The sequence below is a fragment of the Geodermatophilus sp. SYSU D00700 genome (assembly GCF_054050255.1).
In genome coordinates this window covers 52,222-69,764 of the sequence record NZ_JBJGZA010000014.1, presented here as the reverse complement: position 1 = coordinate 69,764, position 17,543 = coordinate 52,222, and the positions used below count along the sequence as shown (strand labels likewise).

25 protein-coding genes and 1 tRNA gene are annotated in these 17,543 nt (G+C 76.1%); 18 read left to right on the top strand and 8 right to left on the bottom strand.

Annotation, left to right across the window (positions count from 1 at the left end; genetic code table 11):
• The first annotated feature begins 47 nt into the window (after positions 1 to 47).
• Together clpS and ACI79V_RS12650 are read left to right on the top strand one after the other, a co-directional pair.
• A complete protein-coding gene (gene clpS, locus ACI79V_RS12655; RefSeq protein WP_456873510.1) occupies positions 48 to 344 on the top strand; it encodes an ATP-dependent Clp protease adapter ClpS in 297 nt (98 codons plus the stop codon).
• Positions 341 to 838 carry a DUF2017 family protein gene (locus ACI79V_RS12650; RefSeq protein ID WP_456873509.1) on the top strand — a complete coding sequence of 166 codons (498 nt, stop codon included), beginning with the start codon at positions 341 to 343 and terminating at the stop codon, positions 836 to 838. Before clpS ends, ACI79V_RS12650 begins: the two co-directional genes overlap by 4 nt.
• On the opposite strand, the gene ACI79V_RS12645 is transcribed toward ACI79V_RS12650, so the two are convergent.
• Positions 777 to 1,133, bottom strand: a complete 357-nt coding sequence (locus tag ACI79V_RS12645; RefSeq protein WP_456889736.1) for a hypothetical protein — start codon at positions 1,131 to 1,133, stop codon at positions 777 to 779. The genes ACI79V_RS12650 and ACI79V_RS12645 overlap by 62 nt on opposite strands.
• Before the next feature lie 94 nt (positions 1,134 to 1,227).
• Between ACI79V_RS12645 and ACI79V_RS12640 the strand changes: the two genes are divergently transcribed.
• The 7 genes from ACI79V_RS12640 to ACI79V_RS12610 all read left to right on the top strand — a co-directional run bounded on the left by ACI79V_RS12640 (position 1,228) and on the right by ACI79V_RS12610 (position 6,268).
• Positions 1,228 to 1,701: a Mov34/MPN/PAD-1 family protein gene (locus ACI79V_RS12640; protein WP_456889730.1), complete on the top strand. Its 474-nt coding sequence runs from the start codon at positions 1,228 to 1,230 to the stop codon at positions 1,699 to 1,701.
• Positions 1,702 to 1,857: 156 nt separating this feature from the next.
• Entirely contained in the window at positions 1,858 to 2,136 is a 279-nt protein-coding gene (locus ACI79V_RS12635) for a ubiquitin-like small modifier protein 1 (RefSeq protein WP_456873506.1), read from the top strand.
• A 44-nt stretch (positions 2,137 to 2,180) separates the two neighbouring features.
• The gene (locus ACI79V_RS12630; RefSeq protein ID WP_456889728.1) at positions 2,181 to 3,131 is read left to right on the top strand and encodes a PLP-dependent cysteine synthase family protein; all 951 of its coding nucleotides are present in this window, start codon (positions 2,181 to 2,183) and stop codon (positions 3,129 to 3,131) included.
• Entirely contained in the window at positions 3,128 to 3,778 is a 651-nt protein-coding gene (locus tag ACI79V_RS12625) for an HAD-IA family hydrolase (RefSeq protein WP_456889726.1), read from the top strand. The genes ACI79V_RS12630 and ACI79V_RS12625 overlap by 4 nt, the downstream gene beginning before the upstream one ends.
• 54 nt (positions 3,779 to 3,832) lie before the next feature.
• Positions 3,833 to 4,570 (top strand): MBL fold metallo-hydrolase, encoded by a 738-nt coding sequence (locus ACI79V_RS12620; RefSeq protein ID WP_456889723.1) that lies wholly within the window; start codon positions 3,833 to 3,835, stop codon positions 4,568 to 4,570.
• A gap of 157 nt (positions 4,571 to 4,727) precedes the next feature.
• Positions 4,728 to 5,681 (top strand): DNA polymerase domain-containing protein, encoded by a 954-nt coding sequence (locus ACI79V_RS12615; RefSeq protein WP_456889720.1) that lies wholly within the window; start codon positions 4,728 to 4,730, stop codon positions 5,679 to 5,681.
• A gap of 101 nt (positions 5,682 to 5,782) precedes the next feature.
• On the top strand, positions 5,783 to 6,268 hold the full coding sequence (locus tag ACI79V_RS12610) for a DUF4262 domain-containing protein (RefSeq protein WP_456889718.1): 486 nt from the start codon (positions 5,783 to 5,785) through the stop codon (positions 6,266 to 6,268).
• 38 nt (positions 6,269 to 6,306) lie between these two features.
• Here ACI79V_RS12610 and bcp read toward each other — a convergent pair whose 3' ends face one another.
• Entirely contained in the window at positions 6,307 to 6,795 is a 489-nt protein-coding gene (gene bcp / locus ACI79V_RS12605; protein WP_456889716.1) for a thioredoxin-dependent thiol peroxidase, read from the bottom strand.
• A gap of 48 nt (positions 6,796 to 6,843) precedes the next feature.
• On the bottom strand, positions 6,844 to 7,248 hold the full coding sequence (locus ACI79V_RS12600; protein ID WP_456889714.1) for a YjbQ family protein: 405 nt from the start codon (positions 7,246 to 7,248) through the stop codon (positions 6,844 to 6,846).
• Between the two features lie 169 nt (positions 7,249 to 7,417).
• Between ACI79V_RS12600 and rph the strand changes: the two genes are divergently transcribed.
• The 5 genes from rph (at position 7,418) to ACI79V_RS12575 (ending at position 11,448) form a co-directional block, all read left to right on the top strand.
• Positions 7,418 to 8,140 (top strand): ribonuclease PH, encoded by a 723-nt coding sequence (gene rph, locus ACI79V_RS12595; protein WP_456889711.1) that lies wholly within the window; start codon positions 7,418 to 7,420, stop codon positions 8,138 to 8,140.
• Positions 8,137 to 8,748 carry an RdgB/HAM1 family non-canonical purine NTP pyrophosphatase gene (gene rdgB / locus ACI79V_RS12590; RefSeq protein WP_456889710.1) on the top strand — a complete coding sequence of 204 codons (612 nt, stop codon included), beginning with the start codon at positions 8,137 to 8,139 and terminating at the stop codon, positions 8,746 to 8,748. The genes rph and rdgB overlap by 4 nt, the downstream gene beginning before the upstream one ends.
• A 105-nt stretch (positions 8,749 to 8,853) precedes the next feature.
• On the top strand, positions 8,854 to 9,939 hold the full coding sequence (locus tag ACI79V_RS12585) for an HPP family protein (RefSeq protein ID WP_456889708.1): 1,086 nt from the start codon (positions 8,854 to 8,856) through the stop codon (positions 9,937 to 9,939).
• 89 nt (positions 9,940 to 10,028) lie between these two features.
• Entirely contained in the window at positions 10,029 to 11,243 is a 1,215-nt protein-coding gene (locus tag ACI79V_RS12580) for a glycosyltransferase (protein WP_456889705.1), read from the top strand.
• Positions 11,244 to 11,286: 43 nt separating this feature from the next.
• Positions 11,287 to 11,448 (top strand): hypothetical protein, encoded by a 162-nt coding sequence (locus ACI79V_RS12575; RefSeq protein ID WP_176450154.1) that lies wholly within the window; start codon positions 11,287 to 11,289, stop codon positions 11,446 to 11,448.
• Between the two features lie 5 nt (positions 11,449 to 11,453).
• Here ACI79V_RS12575 and ACI79V_RS12570 read toward each other — a convergent pair whose 3' ends face one another.
• Positions 11,454 to 12,335 carry a hypothetical protein gene (locus ACI79V_RS12570; RefSeq protein WP_456889702.1) on the bottom strand — a complete coding sequence of 294 codons (882 nt, stop codon included), beginning with the start codon at positions 12,333 to 12,335 and terminating at the stop codon, positions 11,454 to 11,456.
• Positions 12,336 to 12,546: 211 nt separating this feature from the next.
• Between ACI79V_RS12570 and ACI79V_RS12565 the strand changes: the two genes are divergently transcribed.
• On the top strand, positions 12,547 to 13,467 hold the full coding sequence (locus ACI79V_RS12565; RefSeq protein ID WP_456889698.1) for a DUF6910 family protein: 921 nt from the start codon (positions 12,547 to 12,549) through the stop codon (positions 13,465 to 13,467).
• Positions 13,468 to 13,499: 32 nt separating this feature from the next.
• On the opposite strand, the gene ACI79V_RS12560 is transcribed toward ACI79V_RS12565, so the two are convergent.
• Positions 13,500 to 14,111, bottom strand: a complete 612-nt coding sequence (locus tag ACI79V_RS12560; RefSeq protein WP_456889694.1) for a class I SAM-dependent methyltransferase — start codon at positions 14,109 to 14,111, stop codon at positions 13,500 to 13,502.
• 60 nt (positions 14,112 to 14,171) lie between these two features.
• A tRNA-Leu gene (locus tag ACI79V_RS12555) sits at positions 14,172 to 14,252 on the bottom strand.
• A gap of 91 nt (positions 14,253 to 14,343) precedes the next feature.
• Between ACI79V_RS12555 and ACI79V_RS12550 the strand changes: the two genes are divergently transcribed.
• On the top strand, positions 14,344 to 14,607 hold the full coding sequence (locus tag ACI79V_RS12550; RefSeq protein WP_456873491.1) for a DUF3618 domain-containing protein: 264 nt from the start codon (positions 14,344 to 14,346) through the stop codon (positions 14,605 to 14,607).
• Position 14,608: 1 nt separating this feature from the next.
• Complete coding sequence (locus ACI79V_RS12545) at positions 14,609 to 15,106, top strand: DUF427 domain-containing protein (protein WP_456889691.1); 498 nt, start codon at positions 14,609 to 14,611, stop codon at positions 15,104 to 15,106.
• An 18-nt stretch (positions 15,107 to 15,124) separates the two neighbouring features.
• On the opposite strand, the gene ACI79V_RS12540 is transcribed toward ACI79V_RS12545, so the two are convergent.
• Complete coding sequence (locus ACI79V_RS12540; RefSeq protein ID WP_456873489.1) at positions 15,125 to 15,760, bottom strand: TetR/AcrR family transcriptional regulator; 636 nt, start codon at positions 15,758 to 15,760, stop codon at positions 15,125 to 15,127.
• A 120-nt stretch (positions 15,761 to 15,880) separates the two neighbouring features.
• On the opposite strand from ACI79V_RS12540, the gene ACI79V_RS12535 reads away from it, so the two are divergent.
• Entirely contained in the window at positions 15,881 to 16,978 is a 1,098-nt protein-coding gene (locus ACI79V_RS12535; RefSeq protein WP_456889687.1) for an EAL domain-containing protein, read from the top strand.
• Here the strand turns inward: ACI79V_RS12535 and ACI79V_RS12530 are convergent.
• Entirely contained in the window at positions 16,956 to 17,537 is a 582-nt protein-coding gene (locus ACI79V_RS12530; protein ID WP_456873487.1) for a histidine phosphatase family protein, read from the bottom strand. The two genes, ACI79V_RS12535 and ACI79V_RS12530, sit on opposite strands and share 23 nt — an antisense overlap.
• Positions 17,538 to 17,543: the final 6 nt, after the last annotated feature.

The following is a 17,543-nucleotide window of genomic DNA, read 5'->3' as shown; positions in this document are numbered from 1 at the left end:
GCGACCTCACCCGGGATGACGGGGGCCGGCCGTCCTATGGTGGTCGCGTGGCCGGACCACTCGCCCCGAGCCGGACGACCGAGCCGACGGTCGACGAGGTCGAGGACCTCGACCGTCCGTGGGTGACCATCGTCTGGAACGACCCCGTCAACCTCATGACCTACGTCACCCACGTGCTGCGGGAGCTGTTCGGCTACGACGAGCCGACGGCGACCACCCTCATGCTGCAGGTGCACAACGACGGCAGGGCGGTGGTCAGCTCCGGGCCGCGGGAGCGCATGGAGCACGACACCAGCCGGCTGCACGCCTACGGGCTGTGGGCCACCTACCAGCAGGACGCATGAGGCCGTTCCGGAGGAAGGGCGGCGACGTCGTCGCCCGGCTGGAAGCGGCCGAGTCCGGCGTCCTCGGGCTGCTGCTCGACCAGCTCGAGCAGCTGCTCGCCGCCGACCCCGACGACGTCGAGGGCGACCCGGTGATGACCCGGCTGCTGCCCGCCGGGCACCGCAGCGACCCCGGGCTGGCCGCCGACTACCGGGAGCTCACCGAGGCGGCGCTGCGCAGCGGCAAGACCGACGACCTGGCCGCCGTCCGCGCGACCCTGCCCGACGGCGGCGGGGAGGTGCGCCTGGACCCCGAGCAGGCCGGTGCGTGGCTGCGGACCACCAACGACCTGCGGCTGGCGCTGGGGGAACGGATCGGCGTCACCGAGGAGACCGAGCCGCCGGAGGACCCGACCGGCGACGAGGGCCAGCAGCTGGCCGTCTACTACTGGCTCACCGGGCTGCAGGGGTCGCTGGTCGACGCGGTCGCCGCCGTCCGCGACGCCCGAAGGTGAGCAGCACCAGCACGGCCAGCAGCAGGTCGAGCAGGAAGAACACCGGCACCAGGCCGGGCAGCTCCAGGTCGCGGACGATCGCCCCGACGGCGGACACGAGCGTGACCGCGGTGAGGGCGAACACCAGCAGCAGCACCAGCAGGCGGAGGGTGACCAGCAGCACGAGCGAGGCGCGGTCGGCGGAGGCGTCGCTGCTGTAGTGCCCGGTGCGCAGCGTCAGCCCGCGGACGCCCAGCCACAGCGCCGGCAGTGCGACGAGCAGCAGACCGGCGACGATGAGCAGCTCGAGCAGCACGGGTCGGCACGTTATCGGTCGGCGAACGGGGGGTGTCGGCCCCGGTCGGGCGACCGTCGCCGGGGCCCTCCGCGGCGCCGCCTAGACTGGATCCGTGCTGCGCATCGACCGCGCGACCTACGACGCCATCGTGGCCCACGCCCGGGAGGACCACCCGGACGAGGCCTGTGGCGTCGTCGCCGGACGCGAGGGCAGCGACCGCCCCGAGCGGTTCATCCCGATGCTCAACGCCGCGCGGTCGCCCACCTTCTACGAGTTCGACTCGGCCGACCTGCTGCGCCTGTACCGGGAGATGGACGACCGGGGCGAGGAGCCGGTGGTCATCTACCACTCGCACACCGCCACCGAGGCCCACCCGTCGCGCACCGACGTCAGCTACGCCTCCGAGCCGAACGCGCACTACGTGCTCGTCTCCACCCGGCACCACGGCGGCCGGACCGGGCTCGAGGGCGACGACGTGGAGTTCCGCAGCTTCCGCATCGTCGACGGCGAGGTGAGCGAGGAGGACGTCGAGGTCGTCGAGTCCTACCTGTTCGGCCACTCGCCGACCACCGTCGTCTACGACTGAGACAGGACCCCGTCCTGCCCACCCCTCGCGAGCTCGGGGCGGTGCCCTGGACGGGGCCGCCCGCGGAATGGCCCGTCACCAGCGGGCGTTGCCCGCCACAGACACGCTCACCGAGCGTCCCCGCACGTCCCGTCCTCCCGAGGAGAACCGCACGCCATGGCCATCGAGGTCCGGATCCCGACCATCCTGCGCACCCACACCGGCGGCAACAAGACCGTCGAGGGCAGCGGGGACACCCTGGCCGCCCTCGTCGACGACCTCGACGCCAAGCACCCCGGCCTCAAGGGCCGCCTGGTGACCGAGGAGGGCAAGCTGCACCGCTTCGTCAACGTCTACGTCAACGACGAGGACGTGCGGTTCACCGGCGCCCTCGACACCCAGGTCAAGGACGGCGACCAGGTCACCATCCTCCCGGCGGTCGCCGGCGGCTGCTGACGCCGCACCCCCCGTCCCTCCCGATCTCCCGGAAGAGCTCTGGCATGGCCCGCTTCGCCTCCCTCGTCGACTCGCTCGGCGGCACCCCGCTCGTGGGGCTGCCGCACCTGTCGCCGACCCCCGACGTGCGCCTGTGGGCCAAGCTCGAGGACCACAACCCGACCGGGTCGATCAAGGACCGCGCCGCGATCTCGATGATCGAGGCGGCGGAGAAGGAGGGGAAGCTCGCGCCGGGCGACACCATCCTCGAGCCCACCAGCGGCAACACCGGCATCTCGCTGGCGATGGTGGCCCGGCAGCGCGGCTACCGGCTGGTGTGCGTCATGCCGGAGAACACCTCGATCGAGCGCCGGCAGCTGCTGCAGATGTACGGGGCGCAGATCATCAGCTCGCCGGCCGCGGGCGGCTCCAACCAGGCCGTGGCGATGGCCAAGGAGCTGGCCGCCGAGCACGACGACTGGGTGATGCTCTACCAGTACGGCAACCCGGCCAACGCCGAGGCGCACTACACCGGCACCGCGCCGGAGATCCTCGCTGACCTGCCCTCGATCACCCACTTCGTCGCGGGCCTGGGCACCACCGGCACGCTCATGGGCTGCTCGCGCTACTTCCGCGAGCACAAGCCCGGCGTCCAGGTGATCGCCGCCGAGCCGCGCTACGGCGAGCTCGTCTACGGGCTGCGCAACATCGACGAGGGGTTCATCCCCGAGCTCTACGACCCCGAGCTGCTCGACTCGCGGTTCTCCGTGGGACCCGAGGACGCCCTGCACCGCACCCGCCAGCTGGTCGAGCGCGAAGGCATCTTCGCCGGCATCTCGACCGGGGCGATCCTGCACGCCGCCCTGGGCGTCGCCGACCGCGAGGTCGCCGCCGGGCGCCGGGCCGACATCGTGTTCATCGTCTGCGACGGCGGCTGGAAGTACCTGTCCACCGGCGCCTACGCGGGCACGCTGGAGGAGGCCACCGCGGCGCTGGAGGGCCAGCTCTGGGCATGACGCTGCCCGCCCGCGGGCTGCTGTTCGACAACGACGGCGTGCTCGTCGACTCCGACGCCGCGGTCACCACCTCGTGGTCGCGGTGGGCGCTCGAGCACGACCTGGTGCCGGGGGAGGTGCTGGCCGTCGTCCACGGCCGTCGCGCCGCCGACACCGTCGCCGCGCTGCTGCCCGAGGAGCGGCGGGCCGTCGCGTCGGCGCTCATCGACCGCTACGAGCTCGAGGACGCCGGGGAAGTACCCGCCGTCGCGGGCGCGGCCGACCTGCTGGCGTCGCTGCCGGCCGGCGTGTGGGGCGTGGTCACCTCCGGTACGCCCGCCCTGGCCGCCGCCCGGCTGGCCGCAGCCGGGCTGCCGCTGCCCGGGGTCCTGGTCACCGGACACGACGTGCGCACCGGCAAGCCCGATCCCGAGGGCTACCTGCTCGGCGCCCGCCTGCTGGGCGTGCCGCCGGAGGAGACCGTCGTGGTCGAGGACAGCCCGGCCGGCATCGCCGCGGGCCGGGCCGCGGGCGCGCGGGTCCTGGGCATCGGCGCGCGGGCGCTCGGCGCCGGCGCCGACGCCGTCGTCGCCGACCTCACCGGGCTGTCCTGGGCCGACGGCGTCCTGTCGGTGCCCGCGGACCGCCTGCTCGAGCCCGGCGGCTAGCCTGGCCCCCGCCATGGCGAGCACGCCGGGGACCGTCGGGCGGGAGAGTGTGGAGTGAGGCTCACGGTGGTCGGCTGCTCGGGCAGCGGACCCGGTCCCGCGTCGGCGGCCTCCTGTTACCTCGTCGAGCACGACGGCTTCCGGCTGCTGCTCGACCTCGGCAGCGGCGCGTTCGGGCCGCTGCAGGCGCTGGCCGATCCCGACACCGTCGACGCGGTCTTCCTCTCCCACCTGCACGCCGACCACTGCCTCGACGTGGCCCCGTTCGTGGTCTGGCACCGCTACTCGGGCCGCGCCTCTGGCCGGCGGGTGCCGCTGATCGCCCCCGAGGGTGCGTCCGAGCGGCTGGCGAGGATCTACGACGCCGGCGGCGCCCCGCTGACCGACGTCTTCAACTTCGCCGTCACCCCGGTCTCGGCCGTGCTCGGGCCCTTCCGGGTGCAGACCGCGCGCACCGCACACCCGGTCGAGTGCCATGCCATCCGGCTCACCGCCCACGGCTCCTCGCTGGTCTACACCGGCGACACCGGACCGTCGCAGACCGTCGTCGACCTGGCGTACGGCGCGGACGTGCTGCTGGCCGAGGCCGCCCATCCCGAGCAGGACGGACTGCCGCCGGACCTGCACCTGACCGGCCGGGAGGCCGGTGCGGCCGCGGCCGCTGCGCGGGTGCGCCGGCTGCTGGTCACGCACGTCCCGGCGTGGGTGGACCCGGCCGCACAGTTGGCTGCCGCCCGGTCGGTGTTCCCGGCCGCCGAGCTGGTGCGCCCGGGCGCCACCTACGACGTCTGACGGGCGGGGCGCGCCGGGATCAGGTGACCTGATCGTCGGGCGTCCTCCCTCACGTCCCACCGCGGGGGAGGACGCCCTGCGGTGAGGGAGGACGGCGGGATGCCCGCGCTGCCGGCCCGCGCTTGCCCGGCGCCGCGTCGACCGGCACGGTGGGCCGGTGGTCGACGACGAACGGGACGGCGTCCGGCTGACCAGCCTCGACGCGCCGCTGGGCGACGGGCTCGAGGTCACCAAGGGCGACCTGGTCGAGCACCTCGACGCGTTCGCCGACCGGCTCGTGCCCCAGTTGGCCGGCCGGCCGCTGTCGGTCAAGCGCGTGCGGCCGGGCCAGGAGCCGTTCATGCAGCGCAACGTCGCCAAGGGCGCGCCCGAGTGGGTGCGCACCGTCCCGGTCTGGTCGTTCGGCGCCCACCGCGAGGTGCGCCAGGTGCTCTGCGACGACCGCCGCACGCTGCTGTGGCTGGCCAACCAGCGGGCGGTGGAGTTCCACGTCCCCTTCTTCCGGGCCGGCGCCGAGACCGAGCCGACCGGCATCGTGCTCGACCTCGACCCGCCGGAGGGGGCCGGGTTCGACGTGGTGGTGCGGGCCGCAGACCTGGTGCGGCGGGCGCTGGCCGACGCGGGCCTCGCCGGGGCGGTCAAGACCAGCGGGTCGAAGGGGGTGCACGTCGTCGTCCCGGTGCGCGGCGTGGGACCCGAGGACGCCGCCGCCGCGACCCGCGCGCTGGCCGCCCGCGCGGCCGCGCTCGACCCCGACCTGGCCACCACCGCCTACATCAAGGAGGACCGGCACGGCCGGGTCTTCCTCGACTCCACCCGCTCGGGCTCCTCGACGATCGTGGCCGCCTACAGCCCCCGGATCCGCCCGGACCTGCCGGTGTCGGCACCGGTCGCCTGGGAGGAGCTCGCCGCGATCCGGCCCGGCGACGTCACCGTGCGGACGGCGCCGCAGCGGCTGGGCGACGGCGACCCGTGGACGGCGCTGCTGCCCGACCCGCAGGAGCTGCCGTCCGACGTGGTCAGCGAGGGGCACACCATCCCGGTCGCGCGGGTGGCCGCGATGCACGAGGGCAAGCGGCGGGCGCGGGCGAAGCGGGCCGCCGAGGACTGAGGGGCCGACGATCCGGGCGCCGCCGTCCACAGCCGGTCCCGCCGTCCACCGCCGGGGAACCGCCGCGGCGTCCTGTCGGTGCCCGGCCGCAGGCTGCCGGCATGACGCCCGATCCCCAGACCACCGCCTGGCTCGACCAGGAGGACGCCCACCTGGCCGCGGTCATCCGCCGCGCCCGCTACGCCGTGCAGTACGTGGGGCCCGGTGACCTGCCCGGCGAGCCACCCTTCGGCTACACCATCGGGCTGTTCGGGCTGGGCCACCCGGAGCTGGTGGTCGTCGGGCTGGGTGCCGTGGCCACCCACGCGCTGCTCGACGCGGTCGCCGGCGAGGTCGTCGGCGGCCGGTCCCTGGTGCCCGGCGAGATGCTCGAGGGAGCCGGGGACCGCTGGGACCTCGTGGTCGAGGAGTGCCCGAACCCCGGCGAAGTGCTGCTGGGGGCCAACCGGTGGTACCAGCGACCGGTGGAGCACTCGGTCCCGGCGCTGCAGCTGACGTGGGCCTCCCCGCCCGGGTGCTACCCCTGGGACCCGGGCTGGGACGGCGGGCGCCACGACCAGCCCCGCCCGGGCACGTGGACGGCCTGAGCCGTCCCCGCTGCGCGCGTCCCCGTGCCGGCCGGCGCTCAGGCCAGCCCGAGGTCGCGGCGCAGCTTGGCGACGTGCCCGGTCGCCTTGACGTTGTAGGCGGCGCGCTCGACCCGGCCCTCGGCGTCGATCACGAAGGTCGAGCGGATCACGCCCTGCACCTCCTTGCCGTACATCTTCTTGGTGCCGAACGCCCCGTAGGCGGTGAGCACCCGCTTGTCCGGGTCGGACACCAGGGTGATGCCCAGGCCCTCCTCCTCCCGGAAGCGCTGCAGCTTCTCCGGCGGGTCGGGCGAGATGCCGATGATGTCGAGCCCCGCCTCGGCCAGCTCCCCGGCGGCGGCGGTGAAGTCGACCGCCTGGGTGGTGCAGCCCGGCGTCAGCGCCGCGGGGTAGCAGTAGACGATCACCCGGCGGCCGCGGTGGTCGGCGAGGGAGACCGGTCGGCCGTCGGCGTCGGCCAGCGTGAAGTCCGGCGCCGGGTCACCGGGCGCCAGGCGGACGGGTGCGGGCGCGGTCTCGGTCATGCCCGGCATCCTGCCGTGCCCCGGCGGCGGGTCACAGGCGGGGGCGCGTCAGCCGCGGAGGAAGGACAGCCGCACCTGCCGCTGCGGGTTGTCCCGGTTGGGGTCGACCAGGCAGATGCGCTGCCAGGTGCCCAGCTGCAGCCGCCCCCCGAGGACGGGCACCGTCGCGTGCGGGGGCACGAACGCCGGCAGCACGTGGTCGCGGCCGTGCCCGGGGCTGCCGTGCCGGTGCCGCCAGCGGCCGTCGCGCGGCAGCAGCTCGTCGAGCTGGGCGAGCAGGTCGTCGTCGCTGCCCGCGCCGGTCTCGATGACCGCCAGCCCCGCCGTGGCGTGCGGGACGAACACGTGCAGCAGGCCGTCGCCCTCGTCCCGGACGAACTCCTCGCACTCGCCGGTGAGGTCGACCACCACCGGCTCCCCGCCGGTCCGCACCGTCAGCAGCTCCGATCGCATGACGGCATCGTCGTCCTACCGGACGACACCGCGGCCACGTGCCCTCCCCGGCCGCCGTGGAGCCGGACAGCCGCCTCGTCGCGGGACCCTCCGGGCCCCACTCCTCGACGGCACCGCGCGACCTCGACAGGGGGAGCGGTCACCGCTGGCGTCGATAGGCTCGGCGTCCGTGACCCGCCCCGACGGCCGCGCGGCCGACCAGCTCCGTCCGGTGACCATCACCCGCAACTGGCTCGACCACGCCGAGGGCTCCGTGCTCGTCGAGTTCGGCCGCACCCGCGTGCTGTGCGCCGCCAGCGTCACCGAGGGCGTCCCGCGCTGGCGCAAGGGGTCGGGGCTGGGCTGGGTGACCGCGGAGTACGCGATGCTGCCGCGCGCCACGCACACCCGCGGCGACCGCGAGTCGGTCAGGGGCCGCATCGGCGGGCGCACCCACGAGATCAGCCGGCTCATCGGCCGCTCGCTGCGCGCCGCGGTCGACCTCGGCGCCCTCGGGGAGAACAGCATCGCCATCGACTGCGACGTCCTGCAGGCCGACGGCGGCACCCGGACGGCGGCGATCACCGGCGCCTACGTCGCCCTCGTCGACGCCGTCTCGTGGCTGGGCGACCGCAGGAAGCTGGCGAAGAAGACCCCCATCGTGCAGTCGGTCGCCGCGGTCAGCGTCGGCGTCGTCGACGGCGAGCCGCGCCTGGACCTGGCCTACGAGGAGGACGTGCGGGCCGGCACCGACATGAACGTGGTGTGCACCGGGGACGGCGGGTTCGTCGAGGTCCAGGGCACCGCCGAGGGCGCGGTGTTCGACCGGGCCACCCTCGACCGGCTGCTGGACCTCGCCGTCGCCGGGTGCGCCGAGCTCACCCGCGTCCAGACCGAGGCCCTCGCGCGATGAGCACCCGCCTTCTGCTCGCCACCCGCAACGCCGGCAAGCTCGCCGAGCTGCAGCGGCTGCTGGCCAGCGCCGTGCCCGGCGTCGAGGTGGTCGGCCTGCGCGACGTCCCCGAGTACCCCGAGGCCCCCGAGACCGGCGCGACGTTCACCGAGAACGCGTTGCTCAAGGCCCGCGAGGCGGTCCGGTACACCGGCCTGCCCGCCGTCGCCGACGACTCGGGCATCACCGTCGACGCCCTCAACGGCATGCCGGGTGTGCTGTCGGCGCGGTGGTCGGGCCGGCACGGCGACGACGCCGCCAACACCGCGCTGCTGCTGGCCCAGATCGCCGACGTCCCCGACGAGCGGCGCGGCGCGGCCTTCGTCTGCGCCGCCGCACTGGTCACCCCCGACGGCGCGGAGTCGGTGCTCGAGCGGCAGTGGCGCGGCCGGGTGGTCCGCGAGCCGCGCGGGCGCAACGGCTTCGGCTACGACCCGGTCTTCCTGCCCGACGGCCTCGAGGTCACCTCGGCCGAGCTGGAGCCCGCGGAGAAGGACGCCCGCAGCCACCGCGGGCAGGCCTTCGCCGCGCTGGTCCCCGAGGTCGCCCGGCTGCTCACCCCCGGCTGACCGCCACCGGCCGCACGGCGCTCGGACGCGGCCCGGGAGGTCCCCCCTCGACGTAGGGTGCCGCCCGCGACGGGCAGCGGCGTCCGCGGCAGGAACGGGGGACACGTGGACCGGCGGGTGTGGATCGGGGCGCTGCGCCCGGGGCCGGTCGGCTACCGGCGCACCGAGGTGCTGCGCGGCGGCCTGGGGGCGCTGCTGGGCATCGCGCTGGCCGGGGCGACCGCGCACGCCGTCCCGGGCGGTCCCGCGGGCCTGCCGTGGATCGTCGCGCCCATGGGCGCCACCGCCGTCCTGCTGTTCGCCGCGCCAGCCAGCCCGCTGGCCCAGCCGTGGCCGGTGCTCGCGGGCAACACGGTGTCCACGCTCGTCGGCGTCGGCGCCGGGAAGCTGGTCGACGACGTCACGCTGGCCGCCGCCGTCGCCGTCGGGGTGGCGATCCCGGTGATGATGCTGCTGCGCTGCGTGCACCCGCCGGGCGGGGCGTGTGCGCTGTTCGCCGCCGTCGGCACGGCCGCGGTCGCCGACCACGGCTGGGCGTTCGCGTTGTGGCCGGTCGGCGTCGACACCGTCGTGCTCCTCGCGGTCGCGGCACTGGTCAACAACCTCACCGGCCGGCCCTACCCGCACGTGCCCGAGCCCCCCGCGCCGCCGCCGGGCACCGACGCCCCGCCGACCAGCCGGGTCGGGCTGCAGACCGAGGACGTCCGCGCCGCGATGGACCGCCTCGACCGCGGCCTCGACGTCATGCCCGGCGACGTCCTCGCGCTGGTCCGCGACGCCGAGGCGCACGCGCTCGACCGCCGGCTCGGGCAGCTGCGGGTCGGCGCGCTCATGGCCCGCGACGTACGCACCGTGCAGCCGCAGGAGACCCTCTACCGGGCGCGGATGCTGATGAACCAGCACGCGGTCAAGGCGCTGCCGGTGGTCACCGACGACGCCCGCGTGGTCGGGATCGTCACCGTGCACGACCTGTTCAACACCGACATCGTGGCCTTCACCCCAGTGGCGGAGGTGATGACCAACCCGGTGGCCACCGTCGGCGTCGACACGCCCGTCTCCGAGCTGGTCGGCCTCATGGCCGACCGCGGGCTGCGCCACCTGCCGGTGGTCGACGAGGACGGCCGGCTGGCCGGGATCGTGACGCGCGCCGAACTGGTCGCCGTCCTGCACCGGGCGCTGGTCGGCTCCTGACCCGATCGGGTGGTCCCGCCCGGCCGGGCTCCACCGCGGCCGGGCGGCTGCCGAAGCCATCCCGACGACCGACGTCGGAGGGACCGGGCATGGCGGAGGACAGCGGGACGGCGAGCACCCGCCTGGTGGTGCTGATCCCGGCGCACGACGAGGCCGCGAACATCGGGGTCACCCTGACCGCGCTGCGGCAGCAGACCCGGCGCCCCGACCGGGTGGTGGTCATCGCCGACAACTGCACCGACGACACCGCCGGGATCGCCCGTGCGCACGGCGCCGAGGTCTACGAGACGGTCGGCAACACCGACAAGAAGGCCGGCGCGCTCAACCAGGCGATCGTGCAGCGCTTCCGCCGCACCGCCGACACCGACCGCCGCGGGACCTCCGAGGACCCCCGGCGCGGTCCCGACCGCCGCAGCCGGCCGACCTGGACGGCGGCGGACGACGACGTCCCGGCCGGCCCCTCACCCGACCTGCGCGACGACGACTTCGTGCTGGTCATGGACGCCGACACCGAGCTGGCCCCGCGCTTCCTCGAGGCGGCCGCGGCCAGCCTGGAGAGCTCCCCGCGGATCGGCGCGGCCGGCGGGCTGTTCTACGGCCACCCCGGCAGCCGGGTGCTGGGCCAGCTGCAGCGCAACGAGTACCTCCGCTACAGCCGCGACGTCTCCCGCACCGGCCGCGTCATGGTGCTCACCGGGACCGGGACGCTGTTCCGGGTCCGGGCGCTGCGGGAGGTCGCCGCCGCCCGCGGCAGCACGCTGCCGGGCGCCCGCGGCCAGGTGTACGACACCCTCGCCCTCACCGAGGACAACGAGCTCACCCTCGCGCTGAAGACCCTCGGCTGGCGGCTGACCAGCCCGTCGGCGTGCGCGGTGGTCACCGAGATCATGCCGACCTGGGGCGACCTGTGGCGGCAGCGGATGCGGTGGCAGCGCGGTGCGCTGGAGAACCTGCGGCACTACGGCCTGACCCGGGTCACGCTGCGCTACTGGGGGCAGCAGGTCGGCATCGGTCTCGGTGTGCTCGCCTTCCAGGCCTACCTGCTGCTCACCGTGCTGGTCCTGGCCCGCGACGGCGGCCTGACCCTCGACCCGTTCTGGGGCGCGGTGGGCCTGGTCTTCCTCGCCGAGCGCCTGGTCACCGTCCGCCGCGGCGGCCCGCGCGCGGTGCTGCTGGCCCTGCCGCTGGTGGTCGAGCTGGTCTACGACCTGTTCATCCAGGCCGTCTTCGTCCGCTCGCTGGTCGACGTCGTCCGCCGCCGCGAGGCGACCTGGCACCACGTCGCCGCACCGGCGGCGGCCTGACCCCGCCGCCCGTGGCGGCCCGACCCCCCGGAGGGAGGTGCACGTGTACAGCAAGGCGGGTTACGTGACCGCCAGCGGCGTGGGCGGCTCGACCGCCCTGGCCTACACCGGCTTCAACGCCCTGGCGTGGGTGGTCGCCGGCGTGACGCTGGTCTTCGCGGGGATGGCGCTGCTCAAGCTCGTCCCGCGGCGGTCGAGGGGCTGACCGGGTCAGCCGCCGGAGGCCGCCCCGGCGGCTGACCCGTTGTCCGCGCCGGCCTGCGGCTCGGCGCCCGAGCCGGTCTGCGGCTCCTCCGCCGAGGTCTCCGCGGGCGCGGTCGGCTCGGTCCCCCCGGTCCCGTCCTCACCGGAACCCTCCCCGGAGCCGTCCTCACCGGAGCCGCTCTCGGTGGCCGGCGCCGACTCCTCGGGCGCGTCGCTCGGCGTCGCGGACCCGTCGGCGTCGTCCCCGGGCTGCGGCGTCTCCGACGCCGGGGCCTCGGTGGGCGTGCCGTCGGCCGGGTCGGTCTCCGCCGGGGTGGACGGCGTGGTGTCCCGCGACGACGACGCCGGCGACAGCTCACCGATCGTGGTGGACGACGACGAGCTGTCGTCGCCGCCGACGAGCGCCGAGACCGGCTGCTTGCCGACCAGCTCGATGCCGGTGACGACGGCCATGGCCACGGCGAAGACCGCGACGGCGTACACGGCGACCCGGGACCAGCGCGGGCGCCGGCGCCGGGCCGGCGCGCGGCGCGGGTCGAGGGCGGGGGGCAGCTCGCGGGTGGCGGTGTCGCCGGCGGCGGGCGCGGGGTCCTGCGTGCCGCGGGTCCGCCGCAGCCGCGCGCTGGTGCGGTCGAGGGAGGCGCTGTAGAGGGCCGACCCGACGGTGCTCACCACGCTGACGAGCGCGGCACCGATGACGGTCCCGGCGACGCCGAAGAACGAGGCCAGCACCGCGGCGGACACCGCCGCCAGGGCGCCGGCCACCACCTGCTTGACGGAGAGGGTCGTCCGCGGCGTCTCGGCGGTCTTGTCGGTGGTCTTGTCGGCGGCCTCGTCGGCGGGCTCGTGGCCGGGACGCGGGAGGACTCGGGTGCGTGGGGAGGTCATGGGCTCCGACGGGGTCGTGGCGTGCGCGGGAAGAGGGCTCCCGGCGACCTCGTCGTAGCACCGGGCAACCGGGCCGACCCTACGTGTCCCGCCGGGCCCCCGCAGGTGCCTTCTCGGGGGTCCAGCGTGCCGACCAGCGGGAACGCGATCGTGTGATCTGCGCCTCCCCGCCGCCGGCGTGGGCCGGTGCGGCGCTGGGCACCGGTGCGGCATGCGGGTGGAGACCACCGGGGTGCGCGGGCTCCGGTTCGACGACGGGACGCCGGTGACCGCGGCGTCGGGCATCGCACCGCTGGGCGACGGGCTGCTCGTGGTGCAGGACGACGCCACGCACGCGGCCTGGCAGCGCCCTGGCGGTACCAGGCCGGTGCGGCTGCTGCCGCCGGTCGAGGGGCACGACCGCTTCTCGGAGGCGGCGGGGACCAAGTCGCTCAAGCCCGACCTGGAGGTGGCCTGCCCGGTGGAGGCCGACGGGCGCCCGGCGGTGCTGGTGCTCGGCTCGGGGTCGGGGCCGCGGCGGATGCGCGGTGTGCTGGTCACCGCCGACGGCGACCGGCTCGACGTGCGGGCCGCGGACCTCGCGCCGCTGTACGCCGAGGTCGGCCGGCGGCTCGCCGTGCCGGCCGGGCAGCTCAACCTCGAGGGTGCGAGCCGCTCCGGCGACGTGCTGCGCTGGTACCAGCGCGGCAACGGGCTGGCGGGCGTGGCCAACGCCGCCGTCGAGGTCCCCCTCGAGGCGCTCGTGGCGGTCCTGCTCGGCCGGGCCGACCCCGCCTCGGTGCCGTTGGGCGCGACGCACGTCCTGGAGCTCGGGGAGGTGGCCGGCGTCGGGCTGGCGGTCACCGACGCCGTCGCGCTGCCCGACGGCCGCGAGCTGCTCTCGGCCGCCGCGGAGGACACCCCCAACGCCGTCGACGACGGCCCGGTGGTGGCCACCGCGCTCGTGCACGCCGAGGGCGGCCGGGTGCTCGACGTGGCACCCGTGCCGGAGGTGGCGGGCCGGGTCGCGAAGGTCGAGGGGCTGGCGCTGACCGGCGTCGAGGGCCCGACGGTGCGGCTGGTGGCGGTGGTCGACGCCGACGACCCGGAGCTGCCCTCGCCGCAGGTGGACCTCACCGTCACGGTGGGCTGACGCGCGGCCCGGTCAGGCGGCGGCGCGACCGGTCAGGCGGCGGCCCGGCCGCCGTACATGGAGCCCGCGACCCGCGGCACGCCGTCCTCGTACCAGGTCCGCAGCTCGGTGACCGTCAGCGGCGAGGCGGCCAGCAGCCCCGCCACGTCGGTGTCGAGCGAGCAGCCGGCCAGGACCCGGTTGACCGGGTTGCCCCGCCGCTGCCAGCGCAGGACGCCGGGGTCGGGGGCCGCCCCGTGCTCGACGAAGTGCAGGGTGCCGCCGGGCTTGAGCACCCGGGCCACCTCTGCCAGCACCCGGCCGGCGTCGTGGATGCCGCAGAGGACCCAGGTGCACAGCGCCGAGTCGAAGCGGTCGTCGGGGAGGGGCAGGGACCGGGCGTCGTCCCCGGCGACCACGACCGGCACCGGGGACGCCGCGCGTCGTTCCCCGGACATCCGCAGCGCCGTGGCCGACGGCTCGACCGCCCACACGCTGGTGACCGCGGGCGGCAGGTGGGGCTGGTTGAGCCCCGAGCCGTACCCGATCTCGAGCACGTCGCCGGTCAGCCCGGCGCAGGTCCGCTCCCGGATCGGCCCGGTCAACCGCGGCCCCAGGGACCGGTCGAGGAGCCGGGGACGGATGCACCGGCCGTAGACGCCCACGGGGTCGCAGGCTCCTCCCGGCGACCGCCCGGGGCAAGGGGCCCCGGGGAGGTCGTCGAGTGCGGGAGGCGGGAGTCGAACCCGCACGCCCGGAGGCACCAGATCCTAAGTCTGGCGTGGCTGCCGTTACACCACTCCCGCGTGGCCGCAGAGTGTAGGTCGCATCGCCCGGCCGGGTGCCCCGGTTTCCCGGAACGGGCCGGTCGGGGCCGCGTCTGGCAGGCTGTCGCCCGTGCCTCCTCGCGACCCCCGAGAGATCCAGCTGGAGATCGACGCCGCCCGCGAGTCGCTGGCGGCCACCCTGGACACGCTGGCCTACCGGGGGTCGCCCACCCGGCTGCGGGCCGACGGCCAGGCCGCCGTCGTGCGGTTCCTGCAGTCGCCGGCCGGCCGGGCCACCGTGGGCGGCCTCGGCCTGCTGGTGTCGCTGGTCCTCGTCCAGAAGGTCCGGCACCGCAGGGCCGCGAAGCGGCCGGTCCAGCGCCGCACGCGCTGACGTGCGCCCGCCGCGGCGCGACCCGGTCGGCCCCGGCCAGGAGTCGGTGTGGGACTACCCGCGTCCGCCCTCGGCCGAGGTGACCCCGCGCCGCGTCGTCGTGGAGATCGGCGGGCGGGTCGTCGCCGACACCACCCGCGCGGTCCGGGTCTGCGAGACCAGCCACCCGCCGGTTTACTACGTGCCCCGCGAGGACGTCGCCGCCGGGGTGCTCGAGCGGGCGGCCGGGTCGTCGTGGTGCGAGTGGAAGGGCGCGGCCACCTACTGGGACGCCGTCGTCGACGGGACCCGCCGGCCGGCGGTCGCCTGGTCCTACGAGCAGCCCACCGCCGGGTACGAGCACCTGCGCGGCGCGGTGGCGTTCTACCCGAGCCGGGTCGACCGGGCCACCGTCGACGGGGAGCAGGTGCGCGCCCAGGCCGGCGACTTCTACGGCGGCTGGATCACCGACGACGTCGTCGGGCCGTTCAAGGGGGAGCCGGGCACGCTGGGCTGGTGACCCGGGCGCCCCGCGGGCTCAGTTCTCCCGGCTGGCCGCGCCCTCCCGGCGGACCAGCGGGAGGACGACCCGCTCGAGCACGGCGTCGGCGTAGGCGGTGTCCACCGGCTCCCGGGTGACCAGCCAGCGCTGCACCAGCAGCGCCGTGGAGGCCTCGGCCGGGATCGACTGCGGCATGCCCGGACCCACCTCGCCGCGCACCTGCGCCCGGGACCACATGTCGGCGAACGCCCGCCGCCAGACCGCCATCGGGCCCTCGCGGAAGGCCTCGATCAGCGCCGGCTCGTGCTGCATCGCCGCCAGCAGCGAGCGGGTGGCCGCACCGACCGGGCTGGCCATCATCTCGACCATCCGGTGCACCAGCTGGCGCAGGTCGCCCTCCAGCGAGCCGGTGTCGGCGTCGACGGTCCAGGACCGGTTGAGCTCGGAGACGGTGTCGATGACGAGGTCCTGTTTGGTGCGCCACCGGCGGTAGATGGTGGCCTTGCCGACGCCGGCCTCGGCCGCGACCGCGTCCATGGTGAGGGCGCCGTAGCCGACGTCGCCGAGCAGGCGCAGGATCGCGGCCCGGATGACGTCGTCGCGGCTGGGGTCGCGCGGTCGGCCCCCGCGGCCCGTGCGTGCCGGTTGCTCGGTGACGAGGGCAGCTGCCATGGAGGGACCCTAGAACCTCCGGGGCCCCTCGACGGCGCTCCGCTGCGCGGTGCGGCCACCTCTTCGCGCCGCCCGCGCGCCTGCCCGTGCCGTCCGGCCGGGTCGGTCATCCTGCTGCGCGTGGTGAGCACGACCGGCGCGGCCCGCCGGCGCGAGGAGTGGGACCTGCCCGAGGCCGCGACCCGGGTCCTCCTGGCCAGCGCGGCCGAGCACGTCCTGCCGGCGGTGGCGACGGTCGCCCGGGCGGTGGGCCTGTCGGTCTTCACCGCGCCCGGCCTGCTCGACCTGGCCGACGAGCACGACGGCCTGCGGGTGGAGTTGTTCTTCGACCGCATCTCCCGGGCGCTGACCGGCGCGGAGGCCGAGGCGGTGCGGGTCGCCACCGACCCGGCCAACGAGTACACGGCGCTGGTGCGGGCGCTGCTGGCCGCGCCGACCCTCGCCCAGGAGCTGGCCCGGCGGGGCGTCACCGCGGAGGTCGGCGTGCTGGCCGAGGCCGAGCTGTGGTCGGCCTACCAGCCGATCGTCGACCTCGCCGACCGCTCGGTGGTGGCCTACGAGGCGCTGCTGCGCGGCGACTCCGACGGGCGCGCCGTCGACGGCGGCGACCTGTTCTTCGTGGCCGACTCCGCCGGGTGGCTGCCGCGGCTGGACCGGGTCGGCCGCGAGTGCGCGATCGCCGGAACGGCCGGCTGGCTGGGCGACGCCGACCTGTTCGTCAACACCCACCCGACGTCGGTGCTGCGGCCCGACGACGACCTCGCCGGCACGGCCGAGGCGCTGGAGTTGGCCGGACTGCGGCCGCGGCAGCTGGTGCTCGAGGTGGGGGAGCGGGCCGCCGTCGCCGACCGCGGTCACCTGCTCACCGTCCTGGAGGCCTACCGCGCGCGAGGCTGGCGGGTGGCGCTGGACGAGGTGGCCGCCGGGTGGTCGAGCGCCTCGCTGCTCGACGTCGTCCGGCCCGACGTGGTCAAGCTCGGCCGGGCACTGGTCTCCGCGCTGCCCGACGACGGCGCCCGCGCGGTCGTGCGCACCGTCGCGGGGCACGCCCACCGGCTCGGCGCGGTCGTGGTGGCCGAGGGGGTGGAGACCGAGCAGGCCGCCGAGGAGGTCACCGCCCTGGGCGCCGACCTCGGCCAGGGCTGGCTGTTCGGCCGCCCCGAGGCGCCCGCCGGCGTGCCCGAGCCGGCGGAGGTCAGTCCAGGCCCCACCGCGTGAGCACCGGGCGGGCGTGCTCGTGGCCGAGGACGCCGTAGGCCCCGGCGGGCAGGGCGAACAGCGCGCCCGCGGCCGGCTCCAGGCCGAGCCAGCGCGCGGTCAGGACGCGCAGCACGTGACCGTGGGCGACCAGCGCGACGTCGCCGTCGGCCAGCCGCGGCCGGGCCCGCTCCAGGACGCGGTCGACCCGCCGTCCGACGTCCTCCAGGGTCTCGCCGGGGGTCTCCCCGGGCACGACCGGGTCCCGCCAGACCGACCACTGCCGGCCCAGCTCCTCGCTGATCTCCGCGGTGGTGCGGCCCTCGTAGCCGCCGTAGTCGAGCTCGACGAGGTCCTCGTCGACGGCGGTGGGCGTGAGGCCGGCCAGCTCGGCGGTGCGCCGGGCCCGCTGCCGCGGGCTGACCCACACCTCGACCAGGTCCCGCCGGGCGAGCGCCGGCGCGATGTCGCGGGCCCGCTGCTCGCCCTCGGGCAGCAGCGGCAGGTCGGTGACACCGGTGTGCTGGCCGCTGCGGCTCCACTCGGTCGCGCCGTGCCGCAGCACCACGATCTCGCCCATGCCGTC

Excerpts from the sequence above, each read along its gene's own strand:
- ACI79V_RS12650 (WP_456873509.1), top strand. The coding sequence starts at position 341 with ATGAGGCCGTTCCGGAGGAAGGGCGGCGACGTCGTCGCCCGGCTGGAA.
- ACI79V_RS12635 (WP_456873506.1), top strand. The coding sequence starts at position 1,858 with ATGGCCATCGAGGTCCGGATCCCGACCATCCTGCGCACCCACACCGGC.
- ACI79V_RS12630 (WP_456889728.1), top strand. The coding sequence starts at position 2,181 with ATGGCCCGCTTCGCCTCCCTCGTCGACTCGCTCGGCGGCACCCCGCTC.
- ACI79V_RS12625 (WP_456889726.1), top strand. The coding sequence starts at position 3,128 with ATGACGCTGCCCGCCCGCGGGCTGCTGTTCGACAACGACGGCGTGCTC.
- ACI79V_RS12610 (WP_456889718.1), top strand. The coding sequence starts at position 5,783 with ATGACGCCCGATCCCCAGACCACCGCCTGGCTCGACCAGGAGGACGCC.
- bcp (WP_456889716.1), bottom strand. The coding sequence starts at position 6,795 with ATGACCGAGACCGCGCCCGCACCCGTCCGCCTGGCGCCCGGTGACCCG.
- ACI79V_RS12600 (WP_456889714.1), bottom strand. The coding sequence starts at position 7,248 with ATGCGATCGGAGCTGCTGACGGTGCGGACCGGCGGGGAGCCGGTGGTG.
- rdgB (WP_456889710.1), top strand. The coding sequence starts at position 8,137 with ATGAGCACCCGCCTTCTGCTCGCCACCCGCAACGCCGGCAAGCTCGCC.
- ACI79V_RS12580 (WP_456889705.1), top strand. The coding sequence starts at position 10,029 with ATGGCGGAGGACAGCGGGACGGCGAGCACCCGCCTGGTGGTGCTGATC.
- ACI79V_RS12570 (WP_456889702.1), bottom strand. The coding sequence starts at position 12,335 with ATGACCTCCCCACGCACCCGAGTCCTCCCGCGTCCCGGCCACGAGCCC.
- ACI79V_RS12565 (WP_456889698.1), top strand. The coding sequence starts at position 12,547 with ATGCGGGTGGAGACCACCGGGGTGCGCGGGCTCCGGTTCGACGACGGG.
- ACI79V_RS12540 (WP_456873489.1), bottom strand. The coding sequence starts at position 15,760 with ATGGCAGCTGCCCTCGTCACCGAGCAACCGGCACGCACGGGCCGCGGG.
- ACI79V_RS12530 (WP_456873487.1), bottom strand. The coding sequence starts at position 17,537 with ATGGGCGAGATCGTGGTGCTGCGGCACGGCGCGACCGAGTGGAGCCGC.